This is a genomic window from Pseudobacillus wudalianchiensis (assembly GCF_001685015.1).
Lineage (GTDB): Bacteria > Bacillota > Bacilli > Bacillales > Domibacillaceae > Pseudobacillus > Pseudobacillus wudalianchiensis.
On the sequence record NZ_MAYT01000012.1, the window covers coordinates 529,692 to 553,931 of the forward strand.

Below are 24,240 nucleotides of genomic sequence, written 5' to 3' on the forward strand. Positions count from 1 at the left end.
TGAGATCAATGGAGTGAACATAGTATAATAATAAGAATGAAAGAAGAGACGAATAATCTGGTTTCTTTTGAAGTTCAAGCTTACCCGGAGGTGAAAGAATGTGCAACGTGTAACGAACTGTTTGTTGTTGAAAGACGATAAGGTCCTGCTTCTACAAAAGCCTCGCCGCAACTGGTGGGTCGCTCCGGGTGGGAAAATGGAGCCAGGAGAATCGATCCGCGATGCTGTTATCCGTGAATATAGAGAAGAGACGGGCATTTACTTGCGCCGACCGGCTGTAAAAGGTATTTTTACATTTATTATTAAAGACGGCGATGACATTGTTTCTGAGTGGATGATGTTTACATTTTTTGCTCAGGAAAGTGATGGTGTATCGATCAAGGAATGTGAAGAAGGCCAGCTGGAATGGCATCCGGTTGAAAAAATAAAAGAACTGCCAATGGCGGAAGGCGACCGGCACATTTTAGAATACATGGTACATGGCACCGGGGTCATTTATGGAGCTTTTACATATACGCCTGATTTTAAGCTGCTTTCCTACCGGCTTGATCCGAACTAATAGAAGAATGTATGCCAAGAAAGAGCAGACATAACCGCTAGAAGAGAGAGGAGAAATGTGAATGAGCAATAAAGCGGGAAATGAAATGCGACTAGTTATCATTACGGGAATGTCCGGGGCGGGGAAAACAGTAGCTATTCAAAGCTTTGAAGATCTCGGATTTTACTGTGTTGATAATTTGCCGCCAACGCTGCTTCCTAAATTTTTAGAGCTAATGAAAGACTCCGGCAACCAAATGAACAAAGTAGCGGTCGTTATGGATATGCGCGGACGGGAATTTTTTGACCATCTTTTCCAAGCGCTAGATGAAGCCGCTGAGATGTCCTGGGTTGTCCCTAAGTTGTTATTTTTGGATGCTGAGGATTCTGTATTGGTGCGTCGTTACAAAGAAACGCGGCGCTCTCATCCACTGTCACCGACGGGACTTCCGCTAGATGGCATCCAGCAGGAGCGCGCTCTTTTAGAAGACTTAAAAGGCCGGGCTCACATTACTTATAATACCTCTTCCATGAAACCAAAGGAATTACGTGAGAAAATCTTAAGTGAGTTTTCTCTTAATAAGAAATCTGTTTTTACTGTAAATGTGATGTCCTTCGGCTTTAAATATGGTCTGCCGATTGATGCCGATCTTGTTTTTGATGTTCGTTTTTTGCCTAACCCGCACTACATCGATCATTTGCGTCCACATACCGGACTTGAAGAAGATGTATCCAGCTACGTGCTGAAATGGAACGATACTCAAAAGTTCCTTGAAAAAGTCATTGATTTGCTTTCCTTTATGCTGCCCCATTACAAGATGGAAGGCAAGTCGCAGCTTGTCATAGCCATTGGATGCACAGGCGGCCAGCATCGTTCTGTCGCTTTAGCTGAGTATCTTGGTCATTATTTTGCTAATGATTATCAAACTCGGATTACTCATCGGGATATTAATAAAAGAACGGTTCAAAAAATATGAGAACGAAACAAGAAAAGAGAGTCGTCATTATTGGCGGTGGAACCGGGCTGTCCGTTCTTTTACGCGGTTTGAAAAAGCATCCCGTCGATTTAACGGCTATCGTTACGGTAGCGGATGATGGCGGCAGCTCTGGACGGCTGCGTGATGAGTTGAATATTCCTCCTCCAGGAGACATACGCAATGTGCTGGCGGCTCTGTCAGATGTCGAGCCGCTTGTGGAAACGTTATTTCAGCATCGTTTCAGTACGAAGAATGAATTATCAGGGCATTCACTCGGAAACTTGATGATTGCGGCGTTAACATCCATTACCGGGGATTTCGTTCATGCTGTACAGGAAATGAGCAAAGTATTGAATGTACGCGGCAAAGTCTTGCCAGCAGCGAATCAAAGCGTTGTGCTCCACGCAGAAATGGAAGATGGTACGATTGTGTCAGGTGAATCGAAAATTCCGTATTCCGGCAAGCGGATTAAGCGGGTATTTTTAACGCCTGAGAATATTCAGCCTTTGCCTGAAACCATTCGGGCCATTAGAGAGGCCGACTTAATTGTCGTCGGTCCTGGCAGCTTATACACAAGCATTTTACCTAATTTGCTCGTTCCGCAAATTGGAGAAGAAGTTTGCCGTTCAGCTGCAAAGAAAGTCTATATTTGCAATTTAATGACACAGGCTGGTGAAACGCTTGATTTTACAGCGAGTGATCATGTAAAAGCCATTTATGATCATATGTCCTGTGCTTTTATTGATACGATCTTAGTTAACAATGAGCCGATCCCGGAGCACATTCAGGAGAAATACAAAGAAGAAATGGCTAAGCCAGTCTTTTATGATGTGGATTTATTAAAATCGCTCGGATTGAACGTAATTTTCGATGAAATTGCGATTCGAGAAGGCGGTGTCATTCGTCATAACACAAACAAAGTCTCTGAGATACTTTATCAGCTTATTCGGGATAAAAAATAAATGGAAGAAGGTGGCGTAGGTGTCATTTGCTTCTGAAACAAAGAAAGAACTAACGATGCTTGAGGTGAAAGATTGCTGTGCCAAAGCCGAGCTTTCGGCACTCATTCGTATGAATGGCTCTCTTTCTTTCTCCAATCGTCTCCTTGTTGTCAATATTCAGACAGAAAACGCAGCGATTGCCAGGAGAATTTATGTACTATTAAAGAAAAACTATGAGGTAGAAGTAGAATTACTGGTGCGCAAGAAAATGAGATTGAAAAAAAATAATATCTATATCGTGCGTTTGAAAGAAAGGGCACGCGAGATTCTTGAGGATTTAGCGATTATTGAAAATTCATTTTCTTTCGTTCATAATATATCTTCTTCTTTAATTGAAAAAAAATGCTGTCGGCGTTCTTATCTTCGCGGAGCATTTTTAGCAGGTGGATCCGTTAATAATCCAGAAACATCTTCCTACCATTTGGAGATTTTTTCGCTTTATAAAGAGCATAATGATGCCTTGTGCGAACTAATGAACAGCTTTGACTTAAATAGTAAAACACTTGAACGTAAAAAAGGGTTTATCACTTATTTAAAGGAAGCTGAAAAAATTACGGAGTTTCTTAACGTTGTGGGAGCCCATAGCGCCTTGCTTCGCTTCGAGGATGTCCGTATCGTAAGAGATATGCGCAACTCTGTTAATCGTCTTGTCAATTGTGAAACGGCTAACTTAAATAAAACAATTGGTGCGGCTCTGCGCCAAGTAGAAAATATCCGTTTTATTGAGGCATCTGTCGGTTTAGATATATTACCTGATAAATTACGTGAAATTGCAGAATTGCGCGTAGCTCACCAAGATGTTACCTTGAAAGAGCTTTGTGAAATGGTTTCAGGCTCAGCTATTAGTAAATCTGGCATTAATCACCGGCTCCGCAAAATTGATGAAATTGCTGAAAAACTTCGGGCTAGTGAACCAATAAATAAATAATGAAAGAGGAGAGAACCATGATTGAAAAAACAACGGAAGTTCAATTAAAAACAGGACTGCAAGCTCGTCCAGCTGCTTTATTTGTTCAGGAGGCAAATCGTTTTGCTTCAGAAATTCACCTTGAAAAAGAAGGAAAAAAAGTCAATGCCAAGAGTATTATGGGCATTATGAGCTTGGCGATTAATCGCGGCTGTACGGTTACTTTATCAATTGATGGCCGTGATGAAGAAGAAGCGATGAACACACTACTTGAGTTTGTTGAAAAAGAAGGCAACTATTGAAAACGACGGGCGATGTGCAACGTTTTTGCTGTATGGCTGTACAAAGCCCGATATTCCTTACATACTATCTATAAAAGTAAAAGGGCTGCTCCAGAACCAGCGATGTGCTGGCTATAGAACAGCCCTTTTCAATTTTATTTCTCAGGTAGTTCGTTGCGTGTTAAGATTTTGTCAATTAATCCGTATTCAAGTGCGCGCTCAGCCGTCATAAAGTTATCGCGGTCTGTATCTCTTGCGATTACTTCAAGTGGCTGTCCTGTACGATCAGCTAAAATTTGATTTAACTTGTCACGCAAGAAGAGAATGCGCTTCGCAGCAATTTCAATTTCTGTTGCTTGTCCTTGAGCCCCTCCAAGCGGCTGATGGATCATGACCTCACTGTTTGGCAAAGCATAGCGTTTGCCTTTCGCACCAGCTGCGAGCAAGAAAGCCCCCATAGAAGCTGCCATACCGATACAGATTGTCTGTACATCTGGCTTGATAAACTGGATTGTATCGTAGATCGCCATACCAGCTGTAATGCTTCCGCCTGGGCTGTTAATGTAGATGGAGATATCTTTTTCGGGATTTTCCGCTTCAAGGAATAACAATTGTGACACGATGGAATTGGCTACATTGTCATCAATTCCGCTTCCAAGCATAATAATGCGGTCTTTTAACAAGCGTGAGTAAATGTCATAAGCACGCTCTCCGCGATTTGTTTGTTCAATAACTGTAGGGATTAAATTCATTTTCTTTCCTCCTCAAAAATGAAATAGTTAGAAACTCTTATGTAGTAGTATCATACATTGATGGTCAATAAAGGTCAAATAATATGGCTTATATGGAAAATGATTCTTCTTCATAGATTTCTATTATACCCACTTGAATTCCTGCTAAACCCGCAAGAAAAGCAAGCAAGCTCACTTTTGTGAAAAATTTTCAAATAATGATTGCATTTATGCGAGTTTTCCGCTATAATTTTGAAATGTACTGATTAAGCCCTCGTGGTGCAACGGATAGCACGTGAGATTCCGGTTCTTAAGATGTGGGTTCGATTCCTGCCGAGGGCGTATGAAAAACGCTGCTCCATAGTATTTGTAACTTTTAGTTACATGCTATGGGGTTTTTTTATCTTCAGTAAGTATTCAAGGCAGCCCTCAGCAGGGAAAGCAATTTTGAATGCATGCTTCTCCATTATGGCCGATTGAGAGGACAATCAAACAGAAATATTCAAATAGAACGAGGGCAGTGCTTCCTCTATAAATCCGTTATTTCCTTTCTTTGAATTTACTAACCAGTATATAATTTGTATTTTTATTATAGAACTTCCAGGCTGCTAGTTTTCTCTTTATAAAATTTCAAGGTTTTTTCTTTTTGTTGTTCTTAACGAGTTCAGCGGTTAGAAACCGCAATATAATGACGATTTGCCTATAAGCTCTGTTATTATTTTCCTACCCTGCCTAATATAATGAGTGAAAAATTCTAAATTTTCATTCTCAAATTTTGATCCTGTTGTATAATAGAGTAGGAAGGGGGAGAGGAACTTGAGTATGCATTTGAAGCCCGGACTTTGGCAGCAGCAAACGATGAAACTCGCGATGACCCAGGAATTAACACAAGCAATTGCTTTGCTGCAATACTCTGCCCAGGAGTTAACCGAATTTTTAGAAGCAAAGACAATGGAAAATCCATTTATCCAATTGGAAGTATCGGAAATGAAAGCGCTTCAGTCAAAGGAGAAAGCGAGCACCCGCAAAGGGAGAATCGAGAAAAAGGATGATAAAAACTGGGTTGAGCATATAGCTGATCACTCCCAGACACTTACAGATTATTTAAGGATGCAGCTTTCACTCGTCCAGATGAGTGCTGAACAAAGACGAATCCTTGATTTTTTATTATATAATATGGACGAAAACGGCTACATGTCGATAACGGTGGAAGAAACTTCTCAGATGTGCCGCTGTCAAGAAGAAACAGTAGCAGAGGTTCTTCAATTTATTCGTGAATTAGAACCCGCTGGCGTCGGTGCAATCAATTTGCAAGATTGTCTGCTGTTGCAGCTTGAACGAATGGAAGACGTTCCAACGATCGTACCGGATATTATTCAGCATTATTTTGTTGAATTTGCTGAGAAAAATTGGCGTGTCGTCGCTAAAAAGCTAGGTGTGGATGTAAAAGAAATTCAAGAAGCAGCTGATTTTATTCAAAAGCTAAATCCGAAGCCCGGCTCTCGTTTTCATTATGAACAACCGACGTATGTTCGTCCGGATTTGACTGTGATTCTAAAAAACGATTCAATTGAAGTGCACTTGCTTGAAGATGAGATGCCGAAAATCGTTTTTCAAAAAGACTATTTTGATGAACTAGCCAGTCACAAGGATGACCAGCTAAAAGAATTTATGAAAGATAAGCATAAAGATTATCTCTGGTTATTGAAGAGTCTAGAGCAACGCAAAAGAACGATTCAGCGTGTTGGATTAAAGATTGTTGAAAAACAAAAAGACTTTTTCTTCTACGGCCCGAGCCGTCTGCAGCCGCTGACTATGAAGGAGATTGCGGATGAGCTGGAGATTCATGAATCGACGGTCAGCCGGGCGGTACGCGGAAAATATATGCAGACACCTTATGGTACTTATGAGTTAAAGACGTTTTTCCCTGCAGGTCTATCGGGAGGGGGAGGAACAGAAGAGACGGCCTCTGCCGCTCAGGTAAAATCAAAAATTACCGAACTTGTTAATGGAGAAGATAAGAAAAAGCCGCTTTCCGATCAGGAAATTAGCAATCTTCTAAAGGAAGAAGGCTGGAAGGTATCTAGAAGAACGGTGGCTAAGTATCGTGATCAGCTCTTTATTCCTTCTTCTTCTAAAAGAAAAAGATATGATTGAGAATTGAGGAACGAATGAATGAAAGAAGTTTATTTTTATACACGAGCTCAATGCTCCCTTTGTGAAGAGGCAAAGCGCACGTTAGAGCTTGTTCAAGAAGAAGTAGCATTTCATATTCATGAAATCAACATTGATGAAAGTGACGAGTTGACGGAGAAATATGGATTGATGATTCCAGTCGTTGAAATGGATGAAGAAATAATTCAGTTTGGACACGTAGATTATCCAACCATTAAAATGAAATTGGATTCCTAGACTTGTCGAAGTATTCCATTAGGAAAAATTCATATCGATTGCTTTTCATTATTCTCCCTGTTAAAATGATTTTTGTAACAGGGATTTATTTTTTTAGATTAAGTGGGACGCGTTTTTTAAAATAGGGACAAAAAATGACCCTTTGCAAATGAGGGATTTTAGATGCAAACACTGATTGATATCCAAAAGAAAATCGTACCGGATTTGCTTGATGTCTTACAAAAAAGATATGAAATTTTGCAGTCAATTCGCTTGTCTCAACCAATTGGCAGGAGAATTTTAGCTCAGTCGCTGGGATTCACAGAGCGAACTCTTAGATCAGAAGTGGAATTCTTAAAAAAACAACGCTTAATCGACTACAAGACCACTGGCATGATCTTAACAGAAGAAGGGGTCTCTGTTCTTGAAGAATTGCATGAATTGATGGGCATGATAAAGGGTATACATACGATGGAAGAGCGGCTGAAAGAGCAATTTGGTTTGGATGAGGTCACCATCGTTCATGGGGACAGCGATCAGTCTTCCTGGGTAAAGAAAGAACTTGGCAAAGCTTGCGCAAATAGTATAAAACAGCGTCTATTGGCAAAGAATATCATCGCAGTAACAGGAGGAACAACGACGCTGGAAGCAGCAGAGGCGATGACGAAGGATTTTGCTGATGGAAAAGAAGTTGTATTTGTACCAGCAAGAGGAGGGCTCGGTGAAGATCTATTAAACCAGGCAAATTCCATTGTAGCAAAAATGGCAGCGAATACTGGCGGCAAACACCGATTGCTGTATGCCCCTGATCAGATTAGCCGTGAAACCCACGAATCCATTTTGAAAGAACCGACGATTAATGAGGTGCTTCAGCTGATTAAATCCTCTACCCTTGTCCTTCATGGTGTAGGAGAGGCGATTGCAATGGCACAACGCCGCAATACGCCTGAAGAGGAATTCCAGAAAATTAAAGATGGAAAGGCGACGGCAGAGGCGTTCGGCTATTATTTTAATGAAGCAGGGCAGATTGTCCATCGTGTGTCGACGATCGGCTTACAGCTCGATGACCTTGTGTCAGCTCATGACGTCATCGCAGTCGCTGGTGGAGCATCGAAGGGAAAAGCGATCCGCTCTTATTTGCGGGGAGCCCCGAAAATGACAGTACTCATTACGGATGAAGCAGCAGCCGAACAGTTGTTGAGTGAGTCCTGCTAGCTGAACAATTGTTTAAAAGCTGCTAACTATAAAAAACTTTAAAATTTCAAGAAGGAGCGATTTACATGACAGTAAAAGTTGGTATTAATGGATTTGGACGAATCGGACGCGTTGTCTTTCGGGCAGCATTGAAAAATCCTAACATAGAAATTGTAGCGGTCAATGATTTAACGGATGCGGAGATGCTGGCTCATCTTTTAAAATATGATTCCGTGCATGGTACATTGGAAGAGGAGATCAGTGTCGAAGGAGAATATATCCTCGTTGGTGACAAACGGGTAAAAGTAACGGCTGAACGTGATCCAGCCCTTCTTCCTTGGGGAGAACTTGGCGTAGAAGTCGTCGTCGAATCAACTGGCCGTTTCACAAAGCGCGAAGATGCGGCGAAACATTTAGAAGCGGGTGCGAAAAAAGTGGTAATTTCAGCGCCAGCCAAAAATGAAGATATCACCATTGTGATGGGTGTAAACCAAGATCAATACGATCCGGCCAACCATCATGTAATTTCCAATGCTTCTTGTACAACGAACTGTCTAGCTCCATTTGCTAAAGTCTTGAACGATAAATTCGGCATTGTGCGCGGTATGATGACGACCGTTCACTCCTATACAAATGATCAGCAAATTCTAGATTTGCCTCATAAGGATTACCGTCGTGCGCGGGCTGCAGCAGAAAACATTATTCCAACAACGACAGGAGCTGCAAAAGCTGTTTCACTTGTTTTGCCGGAGCTAAAAGGCAAATTAAACGGAATGGCGATGCGTGTACCGACTCCTAACGTATCTGTTGTTGATTTAGTAGCTGAGTTGAATGTGAACACAACAGCAGAAGAAGTGAATGACGTGTTAAAAGCAGCAGCAGAAGGCGAATTAAAAGGTATTCTTGCCTATAGTGAAGAGCCGCTCGTTTCAAGTGATTACAACGGAAATCCAGCATCTTCTACGATTGATGCCTTATCTACAATGGTATTGGAAGATAACATGGTGAAGGTGTTGTCTTGGTACGACAATGAAACAGGTTATTCTAACCGGGTTGTCGATCTCGTTGATTATATTGCACAAAAGGGTTTATAATTTAAATAGTGTGATACTAATAATAAAATGTGTTATATTTTTCGATATCTTTATTGGAAAATGGTAACCCAACATCTATAATGTAAGTGGGATGAAAGGGGAGCGGGGAAAAGATCCCCCTCCTTTTTATTTTACTTTTCTATTGAAGAGGGAGGACCTTTTTAGATGAACAAAAAGACGATGAAAGATTTGGATGTGAAGGGCAAGCGCGTATTTTGCCGTGTGGACTTTAACGTACCGATGAAGGACGGTGTCGTAACAGACGATACACGTATCCGGGCAGCGCTTCCAACCATTCAATATTTGTCTGATCAAGGCGCAAAAGTCATTTTAGCAAGTCATCTTGGCCGTCCGAAAGGTGAGGTAAAAGAAGAATTGCGCTTAACACCTGTGGCAGCCCACTTATCCCAACTTTTCGGCAAAGAAGTGAAAAAAGTGGATGAAGCTTTCGGCGAAGCCGTTCAAAAGGAAATAGCTGAAATGAAAGACGGCGATGTGCTGCTGCTTGAAAATGTTCGTTTCTATCCAGGAGAAGAAAAAAACGACGAAGAACTAGCAAAACAATTTGCTGCGCTTGCTGACCTTTATGTCAATGATGCGTTTGGCGCTGCTCATCGTGCTCATGCCTCTACAGAAGGGATTGCTCATCATTTGCCATCGGCAGCCGGCTTTTTGATGGAAAAAGAGCTAGATGTGCTTGGAAAAGCCCTGTCGAATCCAGAGCGTCCATTTACAGCTATTATCGGCGGCGCTAAAGTAAAAGATAAAATTGATGTCATTGATCACTTGCTTGATAAAGTGGACAATTTAATTATCGGCGGCGGGCTTGCTTTCACGTTCATTAAAGCAAAAGGCTATGAAATCGGAAAGTCACTGCTCGAAGAAGATAAAATTGAATTGGCCAAGCAATTTATGAAGAAAGCAGAAGACAAAGGTGTTGCATTTCTCATGCCGATCGATGCTGTCGTTGCCGATAAGTTTTCTGAAGATGCCGAAGCGAAGATCGTCGACATCGAAGACATTCCGGCTGATTGGATGGCGCTCGATATTGGTCCAAAAACGAGCAGTCTCTATCAAGCAGCTATCAACTCATCTAAGCTTGTGATCTGGAATGGACCGATGGGTGTGTTCGAAATGGACAAGTTCGCTGAAGGAACGAAGGCAGTCGCCGAAGCTCTTGCTGAAGCGGAAGATACATATTCAGTCATTGGCGGTGGAGATTCTGCAGCAGCAGTTGAAAAGTTCAATCTGGCTGATAAGATGAGCCATATCTCAACAGGCGGCGGTGCTTCTCTTGAATTTATGGAAGGGAAGCAGCTTCCGGGCATTGTCGCCTTAGATGATAAGTAAAATCCATGAAAAATAGAAAGGATGAAGCTTTATGCGCAAACCGATTATTGCAGGCAACTGGAAAATGCACAAAACAGCAGAGGAAGCAAAAAGCTTTGCTCTAGAAGTAAAAAATCGTGTGCCAGATGCTCTCATCGTGGATAGTGTTATTTGTGCTCCTGCTTTGTTTTTACAAGAGCTTGTACAGACGGTGCAGGATTCTGACGTTCACATTGGAGCGCAGACGATGCATTTTGAAGAAAGCGGGGCGTTTACCGGAGAAATCAGTCCGAAAGCTCTGGCGGATCTTGGCGTCAAGTATGTCATTATTGGCCACTCTGAGCGCCGTGAAATGTTCAATGAAACGGATGAAACGGTGAATAAAAAAGTACTGGCTGCTTTTAAAGCTGGAATGACGCCAATCGTATGCTGCGGTGAAACGCTTGAACAACGTGAAAGTGGCGACACGAATCGTTTTGTTGCAAGCCAGGTTGAAAAAGCGTTGGCCGGCCTTACGGCAGAACAAGCAGGGGAAACGGTTATTGCCTATGAACCAATTTGGGCTATTGGAACAGGAAAATCTTCGACAGCAGAAGATGCGAATGAAGTGTGTGCTCACATTCGTCAAACAGTAGCAAAGCAATTCTCGCAAGAAGCAGCAGACAGCCTGCGTATCCAGTACGGAGGCAGCGTGAAGCCGAATAATATTAGTGAATTTATCGCTCAATCTGATATTGACGGAGCGCTTGTAGGAGGAGCCAGCTTGGAACCAGCTTCATTCCTTCAGTTATTGGAGGCCGTTAATCATGGCTAAATCACCTGCTGCATTGATTATTTTGGATGGCTTTGCCTGCCGGGGTGAAACGAAAGGAAATGCAGTAGCCCAGGCAAAAAAGCCAAACTTTGACCGCTATTGGGAGCAGTTTCCCCACTCGACGTTAACAGCGAGCGGTGAAGCAGTAGGTCTGCCAGAGGGTCAAATGGGAAACTCTGAGGTAGGGCATTTAAACATTGGTGCCGGCCGCATTGTTTATCAGAACTTAACCCGTATTAACATTTCGCTTCGTGAAAAAGAGTTTTTCAAAAATGAGGCCTTTTTAAAAGCGATTCAACATGCGAAGCAGAATGGATCCGCTCTTCACTTGTTTGGCTTGCTGTCCGATGGCGGGGTTCATAGCCATATTGAGCATTTATTTGCTTTATTGAAGCTCGCAGCACAAGAGGGGCTGGAGAAGGTATATGTTCATGCCTTCTTAGATGGCCGCGACGTCGGTCCGCAAACAGCGAAAGGCTATATTGAAGAAACGCTCGAAAAAATGAAGGAATACGGTGTTGGCCAATTTGCTACTATTTCTGGCCGCTATTATGCGATGGACCGTGACAAGCGCTGGGATCGGGTAGAAAAAACATACCGTGCAATGGTATACAACGAAGCACCGTTCTTTAAAGACCCGCTAGAAGTGGTGGAGGAGTCCTATGCAAACGGCATTTACGATGAATTTGTCGTTCCGGCTGTCATAACGAATGAAGCAAATCATCCGGTGGCGAAAGTGCAGGACAACGACGCCATCATCTTTTTTAATTTCCGTCCTGATCGGGCGATTCAACTATCAAATGTATTTACAAATGAAGAATTTGAAGGATTCGACCGTGGTGAGCTGCTGCCGAAAAACCTTTATTTCGTTTGCATGACCCCTTATAGTGTGACCGTTAAAGGCGATATTGCTTTTGATAGTGTAGATTTAACAAATACCATTGGGGAAGTATTGTCTGCACATGGCTTAAATCAGCTGCGTATTGCCGAAACGGAGAAATATCCCCACGTTACTTTCTTTATGAGCGGCGGCAGAGAAAAAGAGTTTTCTGGAGAGAAACGGATTTTAATTAATTCTCCGAAAGTCGCTACCTACGACTTACAGCCGGAAATGAGCGCTTATGAAGTAACGGAAGCGTTGTTAGATGAAATTCAAAATGACCGTCAGGATGCAATTATTTTAAACTTTGCCAACCCGGACATGGTGGGGCACTCGGGGCTGTTACAGCCAACGATTAAAGCGGTGGAAACAGTCGATGAGTGTTTGGGCCGCATTGTAGATCTAATCATTTCTAAAGGCGGAGCGGCCATTATTACTGCGGACCACGGAAATGCTGATGAAGTCGTTACGTTAGAAGGAGAGCCGATGACAGCTCATACGACGAATCCGGTGCCGGTTATTGTCACAAAGAAAGAGGTTGAACTGCGCGAAGGCGGTATTCTTGGTGACTTAGCGCCAACGATGCTTGATCTGTTAAAAATAGAGAAGCCAGCAGAAATGACTGGAACATCTTTAATAAAAAAATAAAGGTTTTATCAAAAGGAGAGAATTTTTATGCCAATTATTACTGATATCTATGCACGCGAAGTATTAGATTCCCGTGGAAATCCAACAGTGGAAGTAGAAGTTTACACACAATCCGGCGCTTTCGGAAGAGCGCTCGTGCCATCTGGTGCTTCTACTGGAGAATATGAAGCAGTTGAATTGCGCGATGGTGACAAAAGCCGTTACCTTGGCAAAGGTGTATTAAAAGCAGTTGAAAATGTAAATGAAGTCATTGCGCCAGAACTTGTCGGCAGCTTTGAAGTACTGGATCAAATCGGCATTGACCGTGCCATGATTGAATTAGACGGAACAGATAACAAAGGCAAACTCGGTGCCAATGCTATTCTAGGTGTATCTATGGCTGTTGCGCATGCTGCTGCTGATTTCCTTGGCGTTCATTTATATGAATACCTTGGCGGTGTCAATGCAAAACAATTGCCAGTACCGATGATGAACATCTTAAATGGCGGTGAGCACGCTGATAACAACGTTGATATTCAAGAATTTATGGTTATGCCAGTGGGAGCGGAAAGCTTCAGAGAAGCTCTGCGCATGGGAGCAGAGATCTTCCATAGCTTAAAAGCCGTTCTAAAAGAAAAAGGCTTAAATACAGCAGTAGGTGACGAAGGCGGATTTGCTCCGAACTTGAAATCAAACGAAGAAGCTCTGCAAACGATCATTGAAGCGATTGAAAAAGCAGGCTACACGCCTGGTGAACAAGTGAAGTTAGCGATGGATGCTGCTTCTTCTGAGTTTTATAACAAAGAAGACGGCAAGTACCATTTGAGCGGAGAAGGGGTCGTAAAAACTTCTGCAGAAATGGTCGATTGGTATGAAGAAATGGTTTCTAAATATCCAATCATTTCAATTGAAGATGGATTAGATGAAAATGACTGGGAAGGCCACAAAATGCTGACTGAACGCATCGGCAGCAAAGTGCAGCTTGTTGGTGATGACTTGTTCGTAACGAACACAGCAAAACTTTCTCAAGGAATCGAGCAAGGCGTCGGCAATGCCATCCTTATTAAAGTGAACCAAATTGGTACATTAACGGAAACATTTGATGCAATCGAAATGGCGAAACGCGCTGGTTACACAGCTGTGATTTCTCACCGCTCTGGTGAAACAGAAGACGCAACCATCGCTGATATTGCCGTTGCAACAAATGCAGGACAAATTAAAACAGGCGCACCATCTAGAACAGACCGCGTCGCTAAATACAACCAACTTCTTCGTATCGAAGACCAGCTTGGGGAGCTTGCTCAATATCTTGGCAGCAAAACATTCTATAACTTAAAGAAATAAGTATAAGGGGGTCAGTCTCCCACTGCTTTAAAGCGGTGGAAGACTGACCCCTTCTTGATTTCCTTTTGCTAATTTGTTCACTTTTTAGTTATTTTATGTTAGAGTTAGGTTATTCGTATGTTCGTTTATGGAGGTAGAACGATGCACACTTTGTTATTGACTCTTCTTGTGATTGTGTCTATTGCGTTAATTATTGTGGTGCTGCTGCAGTCAGGAAAAAGCGCCGGGTTGTCTGGAGCTATTTCAGGTGGAGCAGAACAGCTTTTTGGTAAACAGAAAGCTCGTGGAATCGACTTAGTATTACACCGTGTGACGGTTGTATTAGCTATTTTATTTTTTGCTCTAACTATTGCCGTATCTTATTTTGGTCTATAATGTAAAGAGAGCTGTCCCGGAAATCGGTTTTACCGTTTTTTAGGACAGCCCTTTTTTATTTTAAAATACTATTTTATTTATCATTTCCCGCTTTTGGAGCAATGACCTCTTCTGCAATCTCAGTTTGTTCATCAGCAAACTGAGGCGGTTGTTGCCGGAACCCTTTAGTTATATACAACAAGTAGGAAAAGCCGATGAGGGCCCAGACGATCCCTAATGTTAGAGAATGAATATCCAAGTTCACCCACAGCACACCAACAATCGCTGCTCCGATGAGCGGCATGACCAAATAGTTAATAAACCCTTTGACCGTTTTATGCTGTTTCTTATGAATAACAAAGTAGCTAATAACAGATAAGTTAACGAATGTGAAGGCGATTAAGGCGCCAAAATTAATCAGTGAGGTGGCCGTAACAAGATCAAGAAAGATCGCTGATAAAGAAACGATTGCTGCAATCATAATATTAAACATCGGCGTACGCCATGTAGGGTGAACATACCCGAACCATTTTTTCGGAAAAACATTATCTCTTCCCATAACATACAAAAGCCGTGACACGCTCGCTGTAGAGGCGAGTCCAGAGGCGAGTGTATTGACGAACGTAATGCCAAGAAAGATTGATTGAAATAAAGCGCCCCCGACGTATAAAGCGATTTCAGGGAGAGCCGCTTCTGGGTCGTTAAATCTTGAGTTGTCCGGGAAAAATACTTGAATAAAGTAAGAAGTAAAAATGAAAATAATGCCTCCCCAAAGCGCTGTAAAGAAAATTGCTTTTGGAATCGTTTTTCCTGCATCAGGGGTTTCTTCTGAGAGAGTGGTGACTGCGTCAAACCCTAGAAAAGAAAAGCAGAGAATGGTTGCTCCGGCAATGAGAGCTCCTACTTCCATGCTGTCGTTAAAGAAAGGCTGAGAAGTTAATAGTTGTCCAGTTCCTGTGCCGCTGTTAAGACCCTTGATCACAAGAAACACAAATACGGCCATAATGGCAATTTGTATGAGAACAAAGAGTGTATTGAAATTAGCAAGGATATTAATGCCGCGCAAGTTGATTAGCGTGACTAGTCCGACAAAACCGACTACCCATATCCACGAAGGCACCGCTGGAAATAAAGCATTCAAATAAAGTTTAGTCAGTAAAGCGTTGACCATTGGCAAAAATAAATAATCCAGCAGTGAAGACCAACCGACCAAAAACCCGAGATGAGGACTAATGGCTTTTTGAGTATACGTATAGGCTGAACCGGCTGAAGGAAAGACTTTAACAAGCTTTCCATAGCTGGCTGCTGTGAACAGCATCCCTGCCAAAGCAATAAAGTAAGCGGCAGGCACGTGGCCGCCTGTGATATCTGAAACAATCCCAAATGTGTCGAACACGACCATTGGAGCCATATAGGCCAAACCGATCATAACAACTTGCCACAACTTTAAGGACTTTTTAAGACGAATGTTTTCATTCAAGGTTTCTCCCCCTTTTACAAATTTATTTTGAAATCTCCAAACATTCTTACAATTTTCATGCCAACTAGAAGAGAATCATGAAAACGGATTCAAAGTAATCAAAGAAAACGTAAGCTTTTAAATATACATTATAAATTATTTCCAATTTTTTGTGAAAAAGTTTTATCGCGATTTTTATTCTGTTGTGCATAAATTATTGTGAAATGAATAGATAAAATGGATAGCTAAGTATTTTTTGTGCATTTAGCAGGCTTCAGACTCTGGCATAGATCTTGCAATTGTGTAAAAAATAAGAGCGGAAAATGATGAAAATCTAATTTATACACGTAAAAGTCGATGACGAAGAGAGTAATCATAACGAGGGGACACAGCGAATCAGGGTTGGTGGAAGCCTGATCGAGATCGATTGATGAACCGCACTTCTGAGACGCCTGCCTGAAAAGATCATGATAGGGCAAGCCGGGGATTTCCCGTTATTAAAAATAAGCCGGTTCTGTTATGGAACAAAGAGAGTGGTACCGCGGGATACAAACCCCGTCTCTTCTTAATGAGGAGACGGGGTTTTTTATTTTATTAAAAGGAGAGAACGACGATGATGTACAGTAAAGAATTTGCAAAAGTTCTGTATGAGGCATTAGAGGAGAGGGTGACGATGGATCATTTGGAGCCATTCATTGAAAAGCCAAAGCATCTAGAACGTGGAGATCTGGCGTTTCCGTGCTTTTCATTGGCAAAAACTGAGCGGAAGTCCCCGCAATTGATTGCACAAGAGGTCAGCCAAAAAATAAATTCCCCGCTTTTTGAGAAAGTGGAAGCAGCCGGGGGCTATCTTAATGTGTTTTTGAATAAACAAGAAGTAACCGCCCAAGTGCTTGAAGAGATTTTACAAAAAAAACAAAACTTCGGCGCTTCAAACAGCGGAAAGAGAAGGACAGTAGCGATTGACATGTCTTCTCCCAATATTGCCAAGCCGTTCTCTATGGGGCATCTTCGTTCAACTGTGATCGGCCAGTCACTCGCACTTTTATTGGCTCAATGCGGCTATAAACCCGTGAAAATTAACCATCTCGGTGATTGGGGAACTCAATTTGGCAAATTGATTACAGCGTATAAACACTGGGGAAATGAAGAGAAAGTAAAAGCGAATCCCATTAAGGAACTGCTCGCTTTGTACGTGAAATTTCACGAAGAAGCAGAAAAGAACGTCCGCCTGGAAGCTGAAGGACGTGAATGGTTTAAGCGGCTTGAAGATGGTGATGAGGAAGCAGCTAAGCTATGGAAGTGGTTTAGAGCAGAATCCTTAAAGGACTTTTCACGAATTTATAAGCTGCTAAATATTGATTTCGATTCGTATGCGGGAGAGGCATTTTACAATGACAAAATGGACCATGTTGTTGACTTGCTTGAGAGCAGAGGACTGCTTACGGAGTCAGAGCAGGCTCAAGTCGTTTCATTGGAAGAAGAAGATCTTCCTCCTTGCTTAATTAAAAAGTCAGACGGGGCTACTTTGTATGCAACGAGAGATTTAGCAGCGGCTCTTTACCGTAAAGAAACGTACAACTTTGAAAAGGCTCTTTATGTCGTAGGAGGGGAGCAAAGCCTGCATTTTAAACAATTAAAAGCGGTATTAAAAAAACTGGGCTTTGACTGGGCAGACGATCTGGTTCATGTTTCGTTCGGTATGATGCGTAAAGACGGCAAGAAAATGTCAACAAGAAAAGGACAGGTTGTTTTACTTGAAGAAGTGCTTCAGGAGTCCATTGCGCTTGCCAAAGAGAATATCGAGCTGAAAAATCCTAACCTGCCGAATAAAGAGGAAGTCGCGAGACAGGTTGGTGTCGGAGCCATTGTTTTTAATGACTTGAAAAATTACCGGATGAATGACATTGATTTTTCACTGGAAGATATTTTACGGTTCGAAGGAGAAACCGGGCCATACGTACAATATACGCATGCAAGAGCCTGTTCTATTTTGCGGAAGGCCGCTTGGGATGGTGAAAAAGAAATGCCTATTCAACTGTCCGGCGAACAAGAGTGGGAAGTGATCGGTCTGCTGATGGCATTTCCGGAAACGATTAAAAAAGCGGCAGCGGCCTTTGATCCTTCACGAGTTGCAAAGCATATTATTGATTTGGCACAGGCTTTTAACAAATATTATGCAGAGGTAAAGGTGCTTCAAGAGGATGAGCAGAAGGAATCCCGTCTTGCTTTCGTTTCGGCCGTCACACAAGTTTTAAGGAAAGGCTTATCCTTGCTTGGAATTGAAGCGCCGGATGAAATGTAAAAAATTATTGTGTAAAAAAGAGTTACAATCAAAGCGGAAAACGAATCCATACGCTTTCCGCTTTAAAGCATAGGTGTACTCATTTAATTTTATTTTAAAGGTTTAAAATAGTTTGACTTTTTAGGAAGCTGGTTTTATAGTGAAACTAACTACCGGTAGTTAGTAGCATTTCATACAATAGGAGCTGATAAAAATGAAATATCCACTTTCACCCGATGTAAAGCCTGAATTTTGTACGACTGGCACGTTTATGCGTTTGCCTTCCTCAAAAGAAAATGCAAAGCTGGCGATCGTAGGCATGCCCTTTGATACAGCCGCTTCTTTTCGTGTAGGGGCACGCTTTGCACCTCAAGCTATTCGTCAGGCCTCAATGACACTTTTTCCTTATCATCCGATTCATCAGGTATACCCATTTGATGAGTGCAACGCCATTGATATAGGAGATGTGCCAGTTATTCCTCATAATATTCATCGCAGCTATGAATTAATCGAAAACGCGATGGTCGATTTGATGAAGCAAGGAATCATTCCTATTGGTTTAGGAGGAGACCATTCTGTTACGCTGGCTAACCTTCGTGCTGCAGCTAAAATACATGGGCCTGTCGCGTTGATCCACTTTGACTCCCATACAGATACATGGGATACATACTATGAGGAGAAGTATTGGCATGGCTCTCCGTTTATCCGGGCGCATGAAGAAGGCCTGCTGCAGCCGGATAAGGTGTTTCAAATTGGCATCCGGGGAACATTAAATCACCCGGGTGATATGCAAGCGAGTTATGATTTAGGGTATCAGGTGATCACGACTCCTGAGCTTTATGAACGCGGATTTGAAAGTGTGCTGAAGCAAATGAAAGAAGTTATTGGCGATACACCGTGCTTTTTAACATTTGATATTGACTTTGTTGATCCTTCCTGTGCTCCTGGAACTGGAACATTGGAGGTAGGCGGTTTCAATAGTCTTGAGACCTTAAAAATGGTTCGCTCCCTCACAGGGTTTAATTATATCGGATTTGATTTGGTAGAGGTGCTGCCTACTTATGATCCGACGCAGATTACGTCTTTATTGGCGGCAACACTCGTCCATGAATTTGCCAGTTTGACAGCATTAAAAATTAAAGATCAAGAGAAAGAAAATGTTCTGGGATAAGTGTTCTGTTCAGAAATGAACTTGAAAAGCAGATAGCTCTTTAAATTGTATTCATAGGGGGGAAGGCTTCACCATGAATGGGTCTCCGGCATTAAAACGATCGCTCACTTTACGACACGTAATTTTATTCGGCATTGCTTTTATGGCTCCAATCACCGTATTTACAACATACGGTATTGCCATTGAAAGCACGCACGGAATGATACCAGTTGCTTATATGATTGCTTTGATGGTCATGCTGTTTACCGCTTATAGTTACGGAAAGATGGTTCAGGAGTTTCCGATAACAGGATCAGCTTATACATTTGTGCAAAAAGGGATTAGTCCATCACTTGGTTTTCTTGTGGGATGGGTGATTTTGCTGGATTACCTATTCAGTCCTATGATCAGTGCCTTGCTTTTTGGGATTTTTGTGAATGCTTACTTGCCGGCAATTCCTATCGGCGTATGCATTCTTTCTTTCATCGTAATTGTAACCGCTATCAATATTTTTGGGATTAAGATTGCGGCTAATGTGAATGCGCTTCTTGTCTTTTTTCAAATTCTCTTTATCGTGGTTTTCTGTATTTTGTGCTTTAAAGGACTATTGGAAGAAAAAGGAACTGGAGAACTGTTCACGTCTGCTCCGTTTTTTGACCCGGATGTTAAGTTCTCAAATTTATTAGCGGTTGTCCCTCTGTTATGTTTTAGCTTTCTAGGATTTGACGCCATAACAACTTTATCAGAAGAAACGAAAGATCCAAAAAGAGTAATGCCCAAGGCTATTTATGGGATTGTCTTGATAGGTGGAGTGTTGTTCGTCGCTTCTACTTATTTTGCCCAGTCCATCTTCCCAAACTTTAGTGCATTTAAGGATCCTGAGTCAGCTGCTGTGGAGATTTTCATGTATGCCGGAGGGAATTTTTTAAACGCATTCTTTCTTTCTGTAACTGTAACAGCAGCTATTGCTTCAGCGGTCGCATCCGGCGGCAGCGGAGCGCGAATTTTATATGCAATGGGAAGGGAAAATATCCTTCCAAACAAGATATTCGGCCATCTTTCAGCCAAGTTCCAGACACCTGTCTATAATATATTGATTATTGCTGTTATCGCGATGAGCGCTCTGTTTTTAAGTATAGAGACAGCTACTTCCTTTATTAACTTCGGTGCCTTATTTGCTTTTACATTCGTGAATCTTTCGGTTTTTGTCCATTATTTTATCAGAAAAAAACAACGTTCAATAAAAGGGCTATTGTTATACATGCTCATCCCGTTAATGGGGGCTGCTACAACGGCTTTATTTTGGACGAAGCTAGACATTCATTCCATGACTCTGGGGAGTATTTGGCTGCTCATTGGGTTCGGGTATCTCCTGCATCTAACCAAAATGTTCAAGCAGCGTCCGCCTGAATTGCATTTTGAGGAAACAGAATACGAAATGTAAATGGTTGAATAAGTAATTATTAGATTTATAACTTAAAAAGAAGAGGAGACGTTATGGTGAATAAGCAAAAGAAAGCAGATATTGTTCTTATTAGCAATGCTGTGTTTACAGGACTTGAAAGCAACCCGGAGCCAAAAGCGATCGCCATTGTTAATAATAAAATTGCAGCAGTAGGCTCCAAGGAAGAGCTCCAGTCATTGATCGGAGAAGAAACTAAAGTTCTTGATTATGGAGACAAATTAATTATGCCTGGTTTTCATGATTTTCATTTGCATGCGATGATGGGCAGTCTTGCATTGGAATGTGTCAATCTTTTTGAGGCACGCTCAGAAGAAGAAGCGGTCGAAATGGTGCAGCAATACGCAGAACAGCATCCAGATGAACCTTGGGTTATTGGCTTTATGTGGGATTCGAGCTACTGGGAGGATAAGGGGCTGCCGAGCCGCTTTTCTCTTGACCGTGTATTCCCGGACCGGCCGGTTGTGTTGTTTCATGCGGAAGGGCATTATTCATGGGTAAACAGTAAAGCATTAGAGATGGCTAATATTGATAAGGATACGAAAAATCCATCTTATGGGACCATTGAAAAAGATGATAACGGGGAACCGACAGGCATATTAATTGAGGAAGCTTCTTCATTGGTAACAGAGTATGCTTACGATCTTCCGAAAGGTAAGAAAGCTAGTTTATTTAGAAATTTTCTAAAAGAAGCAGCGAGTTACGGAGTTACGTCCGTCAATAATTTATATGGAACAGAAACATTAAGCAAGCTAGATGATTTTGAACTTTTTCAGGAATTTGAAGAGAATGCCCAATTAACAGTGCGCATGCATCTTTTTCCGCAGCTTGACGGCGATATTGACTATGCCAAACAACTGCGGGAAAAATATCAATCAGCTAAATTAAGAGTTGCTGGATTAAAACAGTTCATTGACGGTGTCGTGACGAGCCGGACTGCTTATATGCTTCAGCCTTATGCGGACCAGCCGGACACTTGCGGACATGCAGCCTTCCCTTCAGACCAATTAAAAGATTGGGTAGTTGCAGCCGATAAAGAGGAATTTAGTATTCGTTTTCACGCTATCGGGGATGAAGCTATCCGTTTAGCTTTGGATGTCTTTGAAGAAGCTCAAAAAATTAATGGAGCAAGAGATTCCCGCCATGCAATTGAACATATAGAAGTGATTAATAGAGACGATGTTTCCCGCTTTGCTTCATTAGGAGTAATTGCTTCTATGCAGCCGGATCACATGGCTCTATCCGAGAGAGGAGTTTATACAGAACGAATCGGCAAAGAACGGGAAAAAGATGTCTTTATTATTAATACACTGCAAAAATCAGGAGCACAGCTTGCGTTAGGGACAGACTTTCCGATTGATTCTTTAAATCCGATGCTGCAAATATACCGGGCAGTCTCCAGAATTGACAGCGGCGGAAAAGATGTATGGAGCCCTGATGAGCGAATTACTGTATCTGAGGCTCTGCGTGCCTATACGTATGGTTCAGCCTTTGGTACATTTAGAGATCATGAGCTAGGAACGCTCGAAGCCGGAAAATTAGCCGATATTGCGGTTTTGGATAGAAATATCTTTGATGTGCCCGTTGAGGAAATTCTTGATACGAAAGTGGAAATGACGATAAGTGACGGAAAAATTATTTATTCTAAACAAGAACAGCCGTCTTTCAGTTAACAAAGAGTCCTGTTTTTAGTTCTATTGACTAAGGACAGGGCTTTTTGTGTAAGTTTATAAGGAAACACTTAGACTAAACAGCGAGAATCGTTTATCATTTTCTTAATGAAAGAAAAGGATTCGGAGGCTGCTAATGACAAAAGATAAGATTATCGCTATAGCGATTGCGTTATTTGCTAAAAATGGATATGAGGGAACGACCTTAGCAGAGATTGCAAAGGGAGTCGGGATTCAAAAGCCGTCTATCTACAACCATTATAAAAGCAAAGAAGAAATATTTTTGACGATTTATAAGAAGATTTTATGGAATCATATCGAGGATGTAAGGCGGCTGATGGAGAGTATAAAGGACGCTTCTTCTGAAGAGCAATTGAAGCAAATTATGCTATTAACAGCTCAAGATTACATAGATGACGAGGAAAAAACCACTTTTCTAAGAAGAGCCGTAGTCTTTCCGCCAGAGTCACTTAAAGAGCTTGTCAATGAAGAGTTTTTGTTATCGGAGGAAGCCTTGTCTGCTATTTTGCGCTCGATTTTTACACGGGGAATAGAGAAGAAAGAAATACGTGAAGAGAACATAGAAGATTTAATCATTGCTTATTACTGTTTGCTTGATGGAATCTTTATTGAATTGTCTTTCTATGGAACAGAAAAAATGGCTCCGAGACTTCAAAATATATGGAAGATTTTTTGGGCAGGCGTGAGCAGTTAAAAGTCTTTCTATTTAATATGAATTGGAACCGTGCTATGAAGGATAAGTATAACGAACAGCGGTCTTTTCCTATTATTTAATTAAGGAAAGGGCCGCTCAATTTTTTACAGGGAAATCGTGCAGTTAGTCTCTTATCTTTTATTGGAGCGGCGAAATCTTTTTATTAAAAGGAATTGGGCTCTCTTGCTGGTTTCTGAGGACATTATTTCGTAAAATGATAATGAATGTCTGTGGAACGGTTCATACTAGAGAAAAGGGGTTTTTTTAATTATGAGATTACGTTTGCCGAAACCATTTACGTTTGAAGCTGGGAAGCGGGCGGTGCTTTTGCTTCATGGGTTCACGGGGAACTCTTCCGACGTGCGAATGCTTGGGCGATTTTTGCAGAAAAAGGGCTACACATCACATGCACCGCATTATAAAGGCCATGGAGTACCGCCGGAGGAGCTGGTCCATACCGGCCCGCAAGACTGGTGGCAAGATGTAATGGACGGCTACGAGCACTTGAAAAGTTTAGGACACACTGAAATTGCGGTAGCTGGCTTATCGCTCGGCGGGGTATTTTCGTTAAAGCTAGGCTATACTGTTCCTGTCAAAGGAATTGTGACGATGTGTGCGCCGATGTATATCAAAAGTGAACAAGTAATGTATCAAGGTGTGATCGATTACGCTCGCCAATTTAAGAAGTTTGAAGGAAAATCGGAAGAGGTAATTGAACAAGAAATAGAAGCATTTAAAAAAACACCGATGAATACGTTGAAAGCACTGCAAAATCTCATATCTGATGTACGCAATAATATCGATATGATCTATGCTCCGGCTTTTATCGTTCAAGCCCGTCATGACGAGATGATCAATCCAGAGAGTGCTAACATTATTTACAACGAGATTGAATCAACGATGAAGGAAATAAAATGGTATGAAGAGTCCGGTCACGTAATTACCATTGATAAAGAAAAAGAGCAGCTTCATGAAGATATTTATGCTTTTTTAGAAAGGCTGGACTGGAACGATTAAGATGAAATGTGAGGAGGGAATA

The 24,240-nt window shown here is 41.8% G+C and carries 22 protein-coding genes, 1 tRNA gene and 1 other annotated feature; of the genes, 21 read left to right on the top strand and 2 right to left on the bottom strand.

Translation table 11 applies throughout. The features are described from left to right. Positions 1-100 precede the first annotated feature (100 nt). The 5 genes from A8F95_RS10305 (at position 101) to A8F95_RS10325 (ending at position 3,724) form a co-directional block, all read left to right on the top strand. Positions 101-559 (top strand): NUDIX domain-containing protein, encoded by a 459-nt coding sequence (locus tag A8F95_RS10305; protein WP_049664749.1) that lies wholly within the window; start codon positions 101-103, stop codon positions 557-559. A gap of 61 nt (positions 560-620) precedes the next feature. Next, positions 621-1,514 (top strand): RNase adapter RapZ, encoded by an 894-nt coding sequence (gene rapZ / locus A8F95_RS10310; RefSeq protein WP_065410417.1) that lies wholly within the window; start codon positions 621-623, stop codon positions 1,512-1,514. Beyond that, positions 1,511-2,476: a gluconeogenesis factor YvcK family protein gene (locus tag A8F95_RS10315; RefSeq protein ID WP_065410418.1), complete on the top strand. Its 966-nt coding sequence runs from the start codon at positions 1,511-1,513 to the stop codon at positions 2,474-2,476. The genes rapZ and A8F95_RS10315 overlap by 4 nt, the downstream gene beginning before the upstream one ends. Before the next feature lie 19 nt (positions 2,477-2,495). Then, positions 2,496-3,443 carry a DNA-binding protein WhiA gene (whiA, locus tag A8F95_RS10320; protein ID WP_065410419.1) on the top strand — a complete coding sequence of 316 codons (948 nt, stop codon included), beginning with the start codon at positions 2,496-2,498 and terminating at the stop codon, positions 3,441-3,443. 17 nt (positions 3,444-3,460) lie between these two features. Further along, a complete protein-coding gene (locus A8F95_RS10325; RefSeq protein WP_049664744.1) occupies positions 3,461-3,724 on the top strand; it encodes an HPr family phosphocarrier protein in 264 nt (87 codons plus the stop codon). Between the two features lie 134 nt (positions 3,725-3,858). On the opposite strand, the gene clpP is transcribed toward A8F95_RS10325, so the two are convergent. Further along, positions 3,859-4,455: an ATP-dependent Clp endopeptidase proteolytic subunit ClpP gene (gene clpP, locus A8F95_RS10330; protein ID WP_049664742.1), complete on the bottom strand. Its 597-nt coding sequence runs from the start codon at positions 4,453-4,455 to the stop codon at positions 3,859-3,861. A gap of 249 nt (positions 4,456-4,704) precedes the next feature. Here clpP and A8F95_RS10335 point away from each other — a divergent pair. The 10 genes from A8F95_RS10335 (at position 4,705) to secG (ending at position 14,482) form a co-directional block, all read left to right on the top strand. Then, positions 4,705-4,776: transfer RNA gene (locus tag A8F95_RS10335), tRNA-Arg, on the top strand. A 480-nt stretch (positions 4,777-5,256) separates the two neighbouring features. After that, on the top strand, positions 5,257-6,591 hold the full coding sequence (gene rpoN, locus A8F95_RS10340) for an RNA polymerase factor sigma-54 (protein WP_065410481.1): 1,335 nt from the start codon (positions 5,257-5,259) through the stop codon (positions 6,589-6,591). A gap of 18 nt (positions 6,592-6,609) precedes the next feature. Then, on the top strand, positions 6,610-6,846 hold the full coding sequence (locus tag A8F95_RS10345) for a glutaredoxin family protein (protein WP_065410420.1): 237 nt from the start codon (positions 6,610-6,612) through the stop codon (positions 6,844-6,846). A 162-nt stretch (positions 6,847-7,008) separates the two neighbouring features. Beyond that, complete coding sequence (locus A8F95_RS10350) at positions 7,009-8,040, top strand: sugar-binding transcriptional regulator (protein ID WP_065410421.1); 1,032 nt, start codon at positions 7,009-7,011, stop codon at positions 8,038-8,040. A 65-nt stretch (positions 8,041-8,105) separates the two neighbouring features. Then, the gene (gap, locus tag A8F95_RS10355) at positions 8,106-9,113 is read left to right on the top strand and encodes a type I glyceraldehyde-3-phosphate dehydrogenase (RefSeq protein ID WP_065410422.1); all 1,008 of its coding nucleotides are present in this window, start codon (positions 8,106-8,108) and stop codon (positions 9,111-9,113) included. A 165-nt stretch (positions 9,114-9,278) separates the two neighbouring features. Next, positions 9,279-10,463 (top strand): phosphoglycerate kinase, encoded by a 1,185-nt coding sequence (locus tag A8F95_RS10360; RefSeq protein ID WP_065410423.1) that lies wholly within the window; start codon positions 9,279-9,281, stop codon positions 10,461-10,463. Positions 10,464-10,494: 31 nt separating this feature from the next. Next, a complete protein-coding gene (tpiA, locus tag A8F95_RS10365; RefSeq protein ID WP_065410424.1) occupies positions 10,495-11,256 on the top strand; it encodes a triose-phosphate isomerase in 762 nt (253 codons plus the stop codon). Next, positions 11,249-12,784: a 2,3-bisphosphoglycerate-independent phosphoglycerate mutase gene (gene gpmI, locus A8F95_RS10370; RefSeq protein WP_065410425.1), complete on the top strand. Its 1,536-nt coding sequence runs from the start codon at positions 11,249-11,251 to the stop codon at positions 12,782-12,784. Before tpiA ends, gpmI begins: the two co-directional genes overlap by 8 nt. A 27-nt stretch (positions 12,785-12,811) precedes the next feature. Next, positions 12,812-14,107, top strand: coding sequence for a phosphopyruvate hydratase (eno, locus tag A8F95_RS10375; protein ID WP_065410426.1), 1,296 nt, complete (start codon positions 12,812-12,814; stop codon positions 14,105-14,107). A gap of 141 nt (positions 14,108-14,248) precedes the next feature. Then, positions 14,249-14,482: a preprotein translocase subunit SecG gene (gene secG / locus A8F95_RS10380; protein WP_065410427.1), complete on the top strand. Its 234-nt coding sequence runs from the start codon at positions 14,249-14,251 to the stop codon at positions 14,480-14,482. A 73-nt stretch (positions 14,483-14,555) separates the two neighbouring features. Here the strand turns inward: secG and A8F95_RS10385 are convergent, their stop codons facing one another. Continuing rightward, on the bottom strand, positions 14,556-15,941 hold the full coding sequence (locus A8F95_RS10385) for an APC family permease (RefSeq protein WP_065410428.1): 1,386 nt from the start codon (positions 15,939-15,941) through the stop codon (positions 14,556-14,558). Positions 15,942-16,268: 327 nt separating this feature from the next. Next, positions 16,269-16,486: a binding site (T-box leader), on the top strand. Positions 16,487-16,533: 47 nt separating this feature from the next. Here A8F95_RS10385 and argS point away from each other — a divergent pair. The 6 genes from argS to A8F95_RS10415 all read left to right on the top strand — a co-directional run bounded on the left by argS (position 16,534) and on the right by A8F95_RS10415 (position 24,218). Further along, positions 16,534-18,225 (top strand): arginine--tRNA ligase, encoded by a 1,692-nt coding sequence (gene argS / locus A8F95_RS10390; RefSeq protein ID WP_065410429.1) that lies wholly within the window; start codon positions 16,534-16,536, stop codon positions 18,223-18,225. Positions 18,226-18,418: 193 nt separating this feature from the next. Continuing rightward, complete coding sequence (speB, locus tag A8F95_RS10395) at positions 18,419-19,375, top strand: agmatinase (protein WP_049664717.1); 957 nt, start codon at positions 18,419-18,421, stop codon at positions 19,373-19,375. A gap of 73 nt (positions 19,376-19,448) precedes the next feature. Then, entirely contained in the window at positions 19,449-20,798 is a 1,350-nt protein-coding gene (locus A8F95_RS10400; protein WP_065410430.1) for an APC family permease, read from the top strand. Between the two features lie 53 nt (positions 20,799-20,851). Further along, a complete protein-coding gene (locus A8F95_RS10405) occupies positions 20,852-22,489 on the top strand; it encodes an amidohydrolase (protein WP_065410431.1) in 1,638 nt (545 codons plus the stop codon). A 133-nt stretch (positions 22,490-22,622) separates the two neighbouring features. Continuing rightward, positions 22,623-23,201 (top strand): TetR/AcrR family transcriptional regulator, encoded by a 579-nt coding sequence (locus A8F95_RS10410; protein ID WP_049664712.1) that lies wholly within the window; start codon positions 22,623-22,625, stop codon positions 23,199-23,201. Positions 23,202-23,471: 270 nt separating this feature from the next. Continuing rightward, a complete protein-coding gene (locus A8F95_RS10415) occupies positions 23,472-24,218 on the top strand; it encodes an alpha/beta hydrolase (protein WP_065410432.1) in 747 nt (248 codons plus the stop codon). The last annotated feature ends 22 nt before the right edge of the window (positions 24,219-24,240 follow it).

Coding starts and splice junctions, on each gene's coding strand:
- A8F95_RS10415 (WP_065410432.1), top strand. CDS start 23,472: ATGAGATTACGTTTGCCGAAACCATTTACGTTTGAAGCTGGGAAGCGG.
- A8F95_RS10345 (WP_065410420.1), top strand. CDS start 6,610: ATGAAAGAAGTTTATTTTTATACACGAGCTCAATGCTCCCTTTGTGAA.
- A8F95_RS10360 (WP_065410423.1), top strand. CDS start 9,279: ATGAACAAAAAGACGATGAAAGATTTGGATGTGAAGGGCAAGCGCGTA.
- rapZ (WP_065410417.1), top strand. CDS start 621: ATGAGCAATAAAGCGGGAAATGAAATGCGACTAGTTATCATTACGGGA.
- A8F95_RS10405 (WP_065410431.1), top strand. CDS start 20,852: ATGGTGAATAAGCAAAAGAAAGCAGATATTGTTCTTATTAGCAATGCT.
- gap (WP_065410422.1), top strand. CDS start 8,106: ATGACAGTAAAAGTTGGTATTAATGGATTTGGACGAATCGGACGCGTT.
- A8F95_RS10350 (WP_065410421.1), top strand. CDS start 7,009: ATGCAAACACTGATTGATATCCAAAAGAAAATCGTACCGGATTTGCTT.
- tpiA (WP_065410424.1), top strand. CDS start 10,495: ATGCGCAAACCGATTATTGCAGGCAACTGGAAAATGCACAAAACAGCA.
- A8F95_RS10315 (WP_065410418.1), top strand. CDS start 1,511: ATGAGAACGAAACAAGAAAAGAGAGTCGTCATTATTGGCGGTGGAACC.
- secG (WP_065410427.1), top strand. CDS start 14,249: ATGCACACTTTGTTATTGACTCTTCTTGTGATTGTGTCTATTGCGTTA.
- A8F95_RS10410 (WP_049664712.1), top strand. CDS start 22,623: ATGACAAAAGATAAGATTATCGCTATAGCGATTGCGTTATTTGCTAAA.
- argS (WP_065410429.1), top strand. CDS start 16,534: ATGATGTACAGTAAAGAATTTGCAAAAGTTCTGTATGAGGCATTAGAG.
- A8F95_RS10400 (WP_065410430.1), top strand. CDS start 19,449: ATGAATGGGTCTCCGGCATTAAAACGATCGCTCACTTTACGACACGTA.
- A8F95_RS10325 (WP_049664744.1), top strand. CDS start 3,461: ATGATTGAAAAAACAACGGAAGTTCAATTAAAAACAGGACTGCAAGCT.
- clpP (WP_049664742.1), bottom strand. CDS start 4,455: ATGAATTTAATCCCTACAGTTATTGAACAAACAAATCGCGGAGAGCGT.
- rpoN (WP_065410481.1), top strand. CDS start 5,257: ATGCATTTGAAGCCCGGACTTTGGCAGCAGCAAACGATGAAACTCGCG.
- gpmI (WP_065410425.1), top strand. CDS start 11,249: ATGGCTAAATCACCTGCTGCATTGATTATTTTGGATGGCTTTGCCTGC.
- eno (WP_065410426.1), top strand. CDS start 12,812: ATGCCAATTATTACTGATATCTATGCACGCGAAGTATTAGATTCCCGT.
- speB (WP_049664717.1), top strand. CDS start 18,419: ATGAAATATCCACTTTCACCCGATGTAAAGCCTGAATTTTGTACGACT.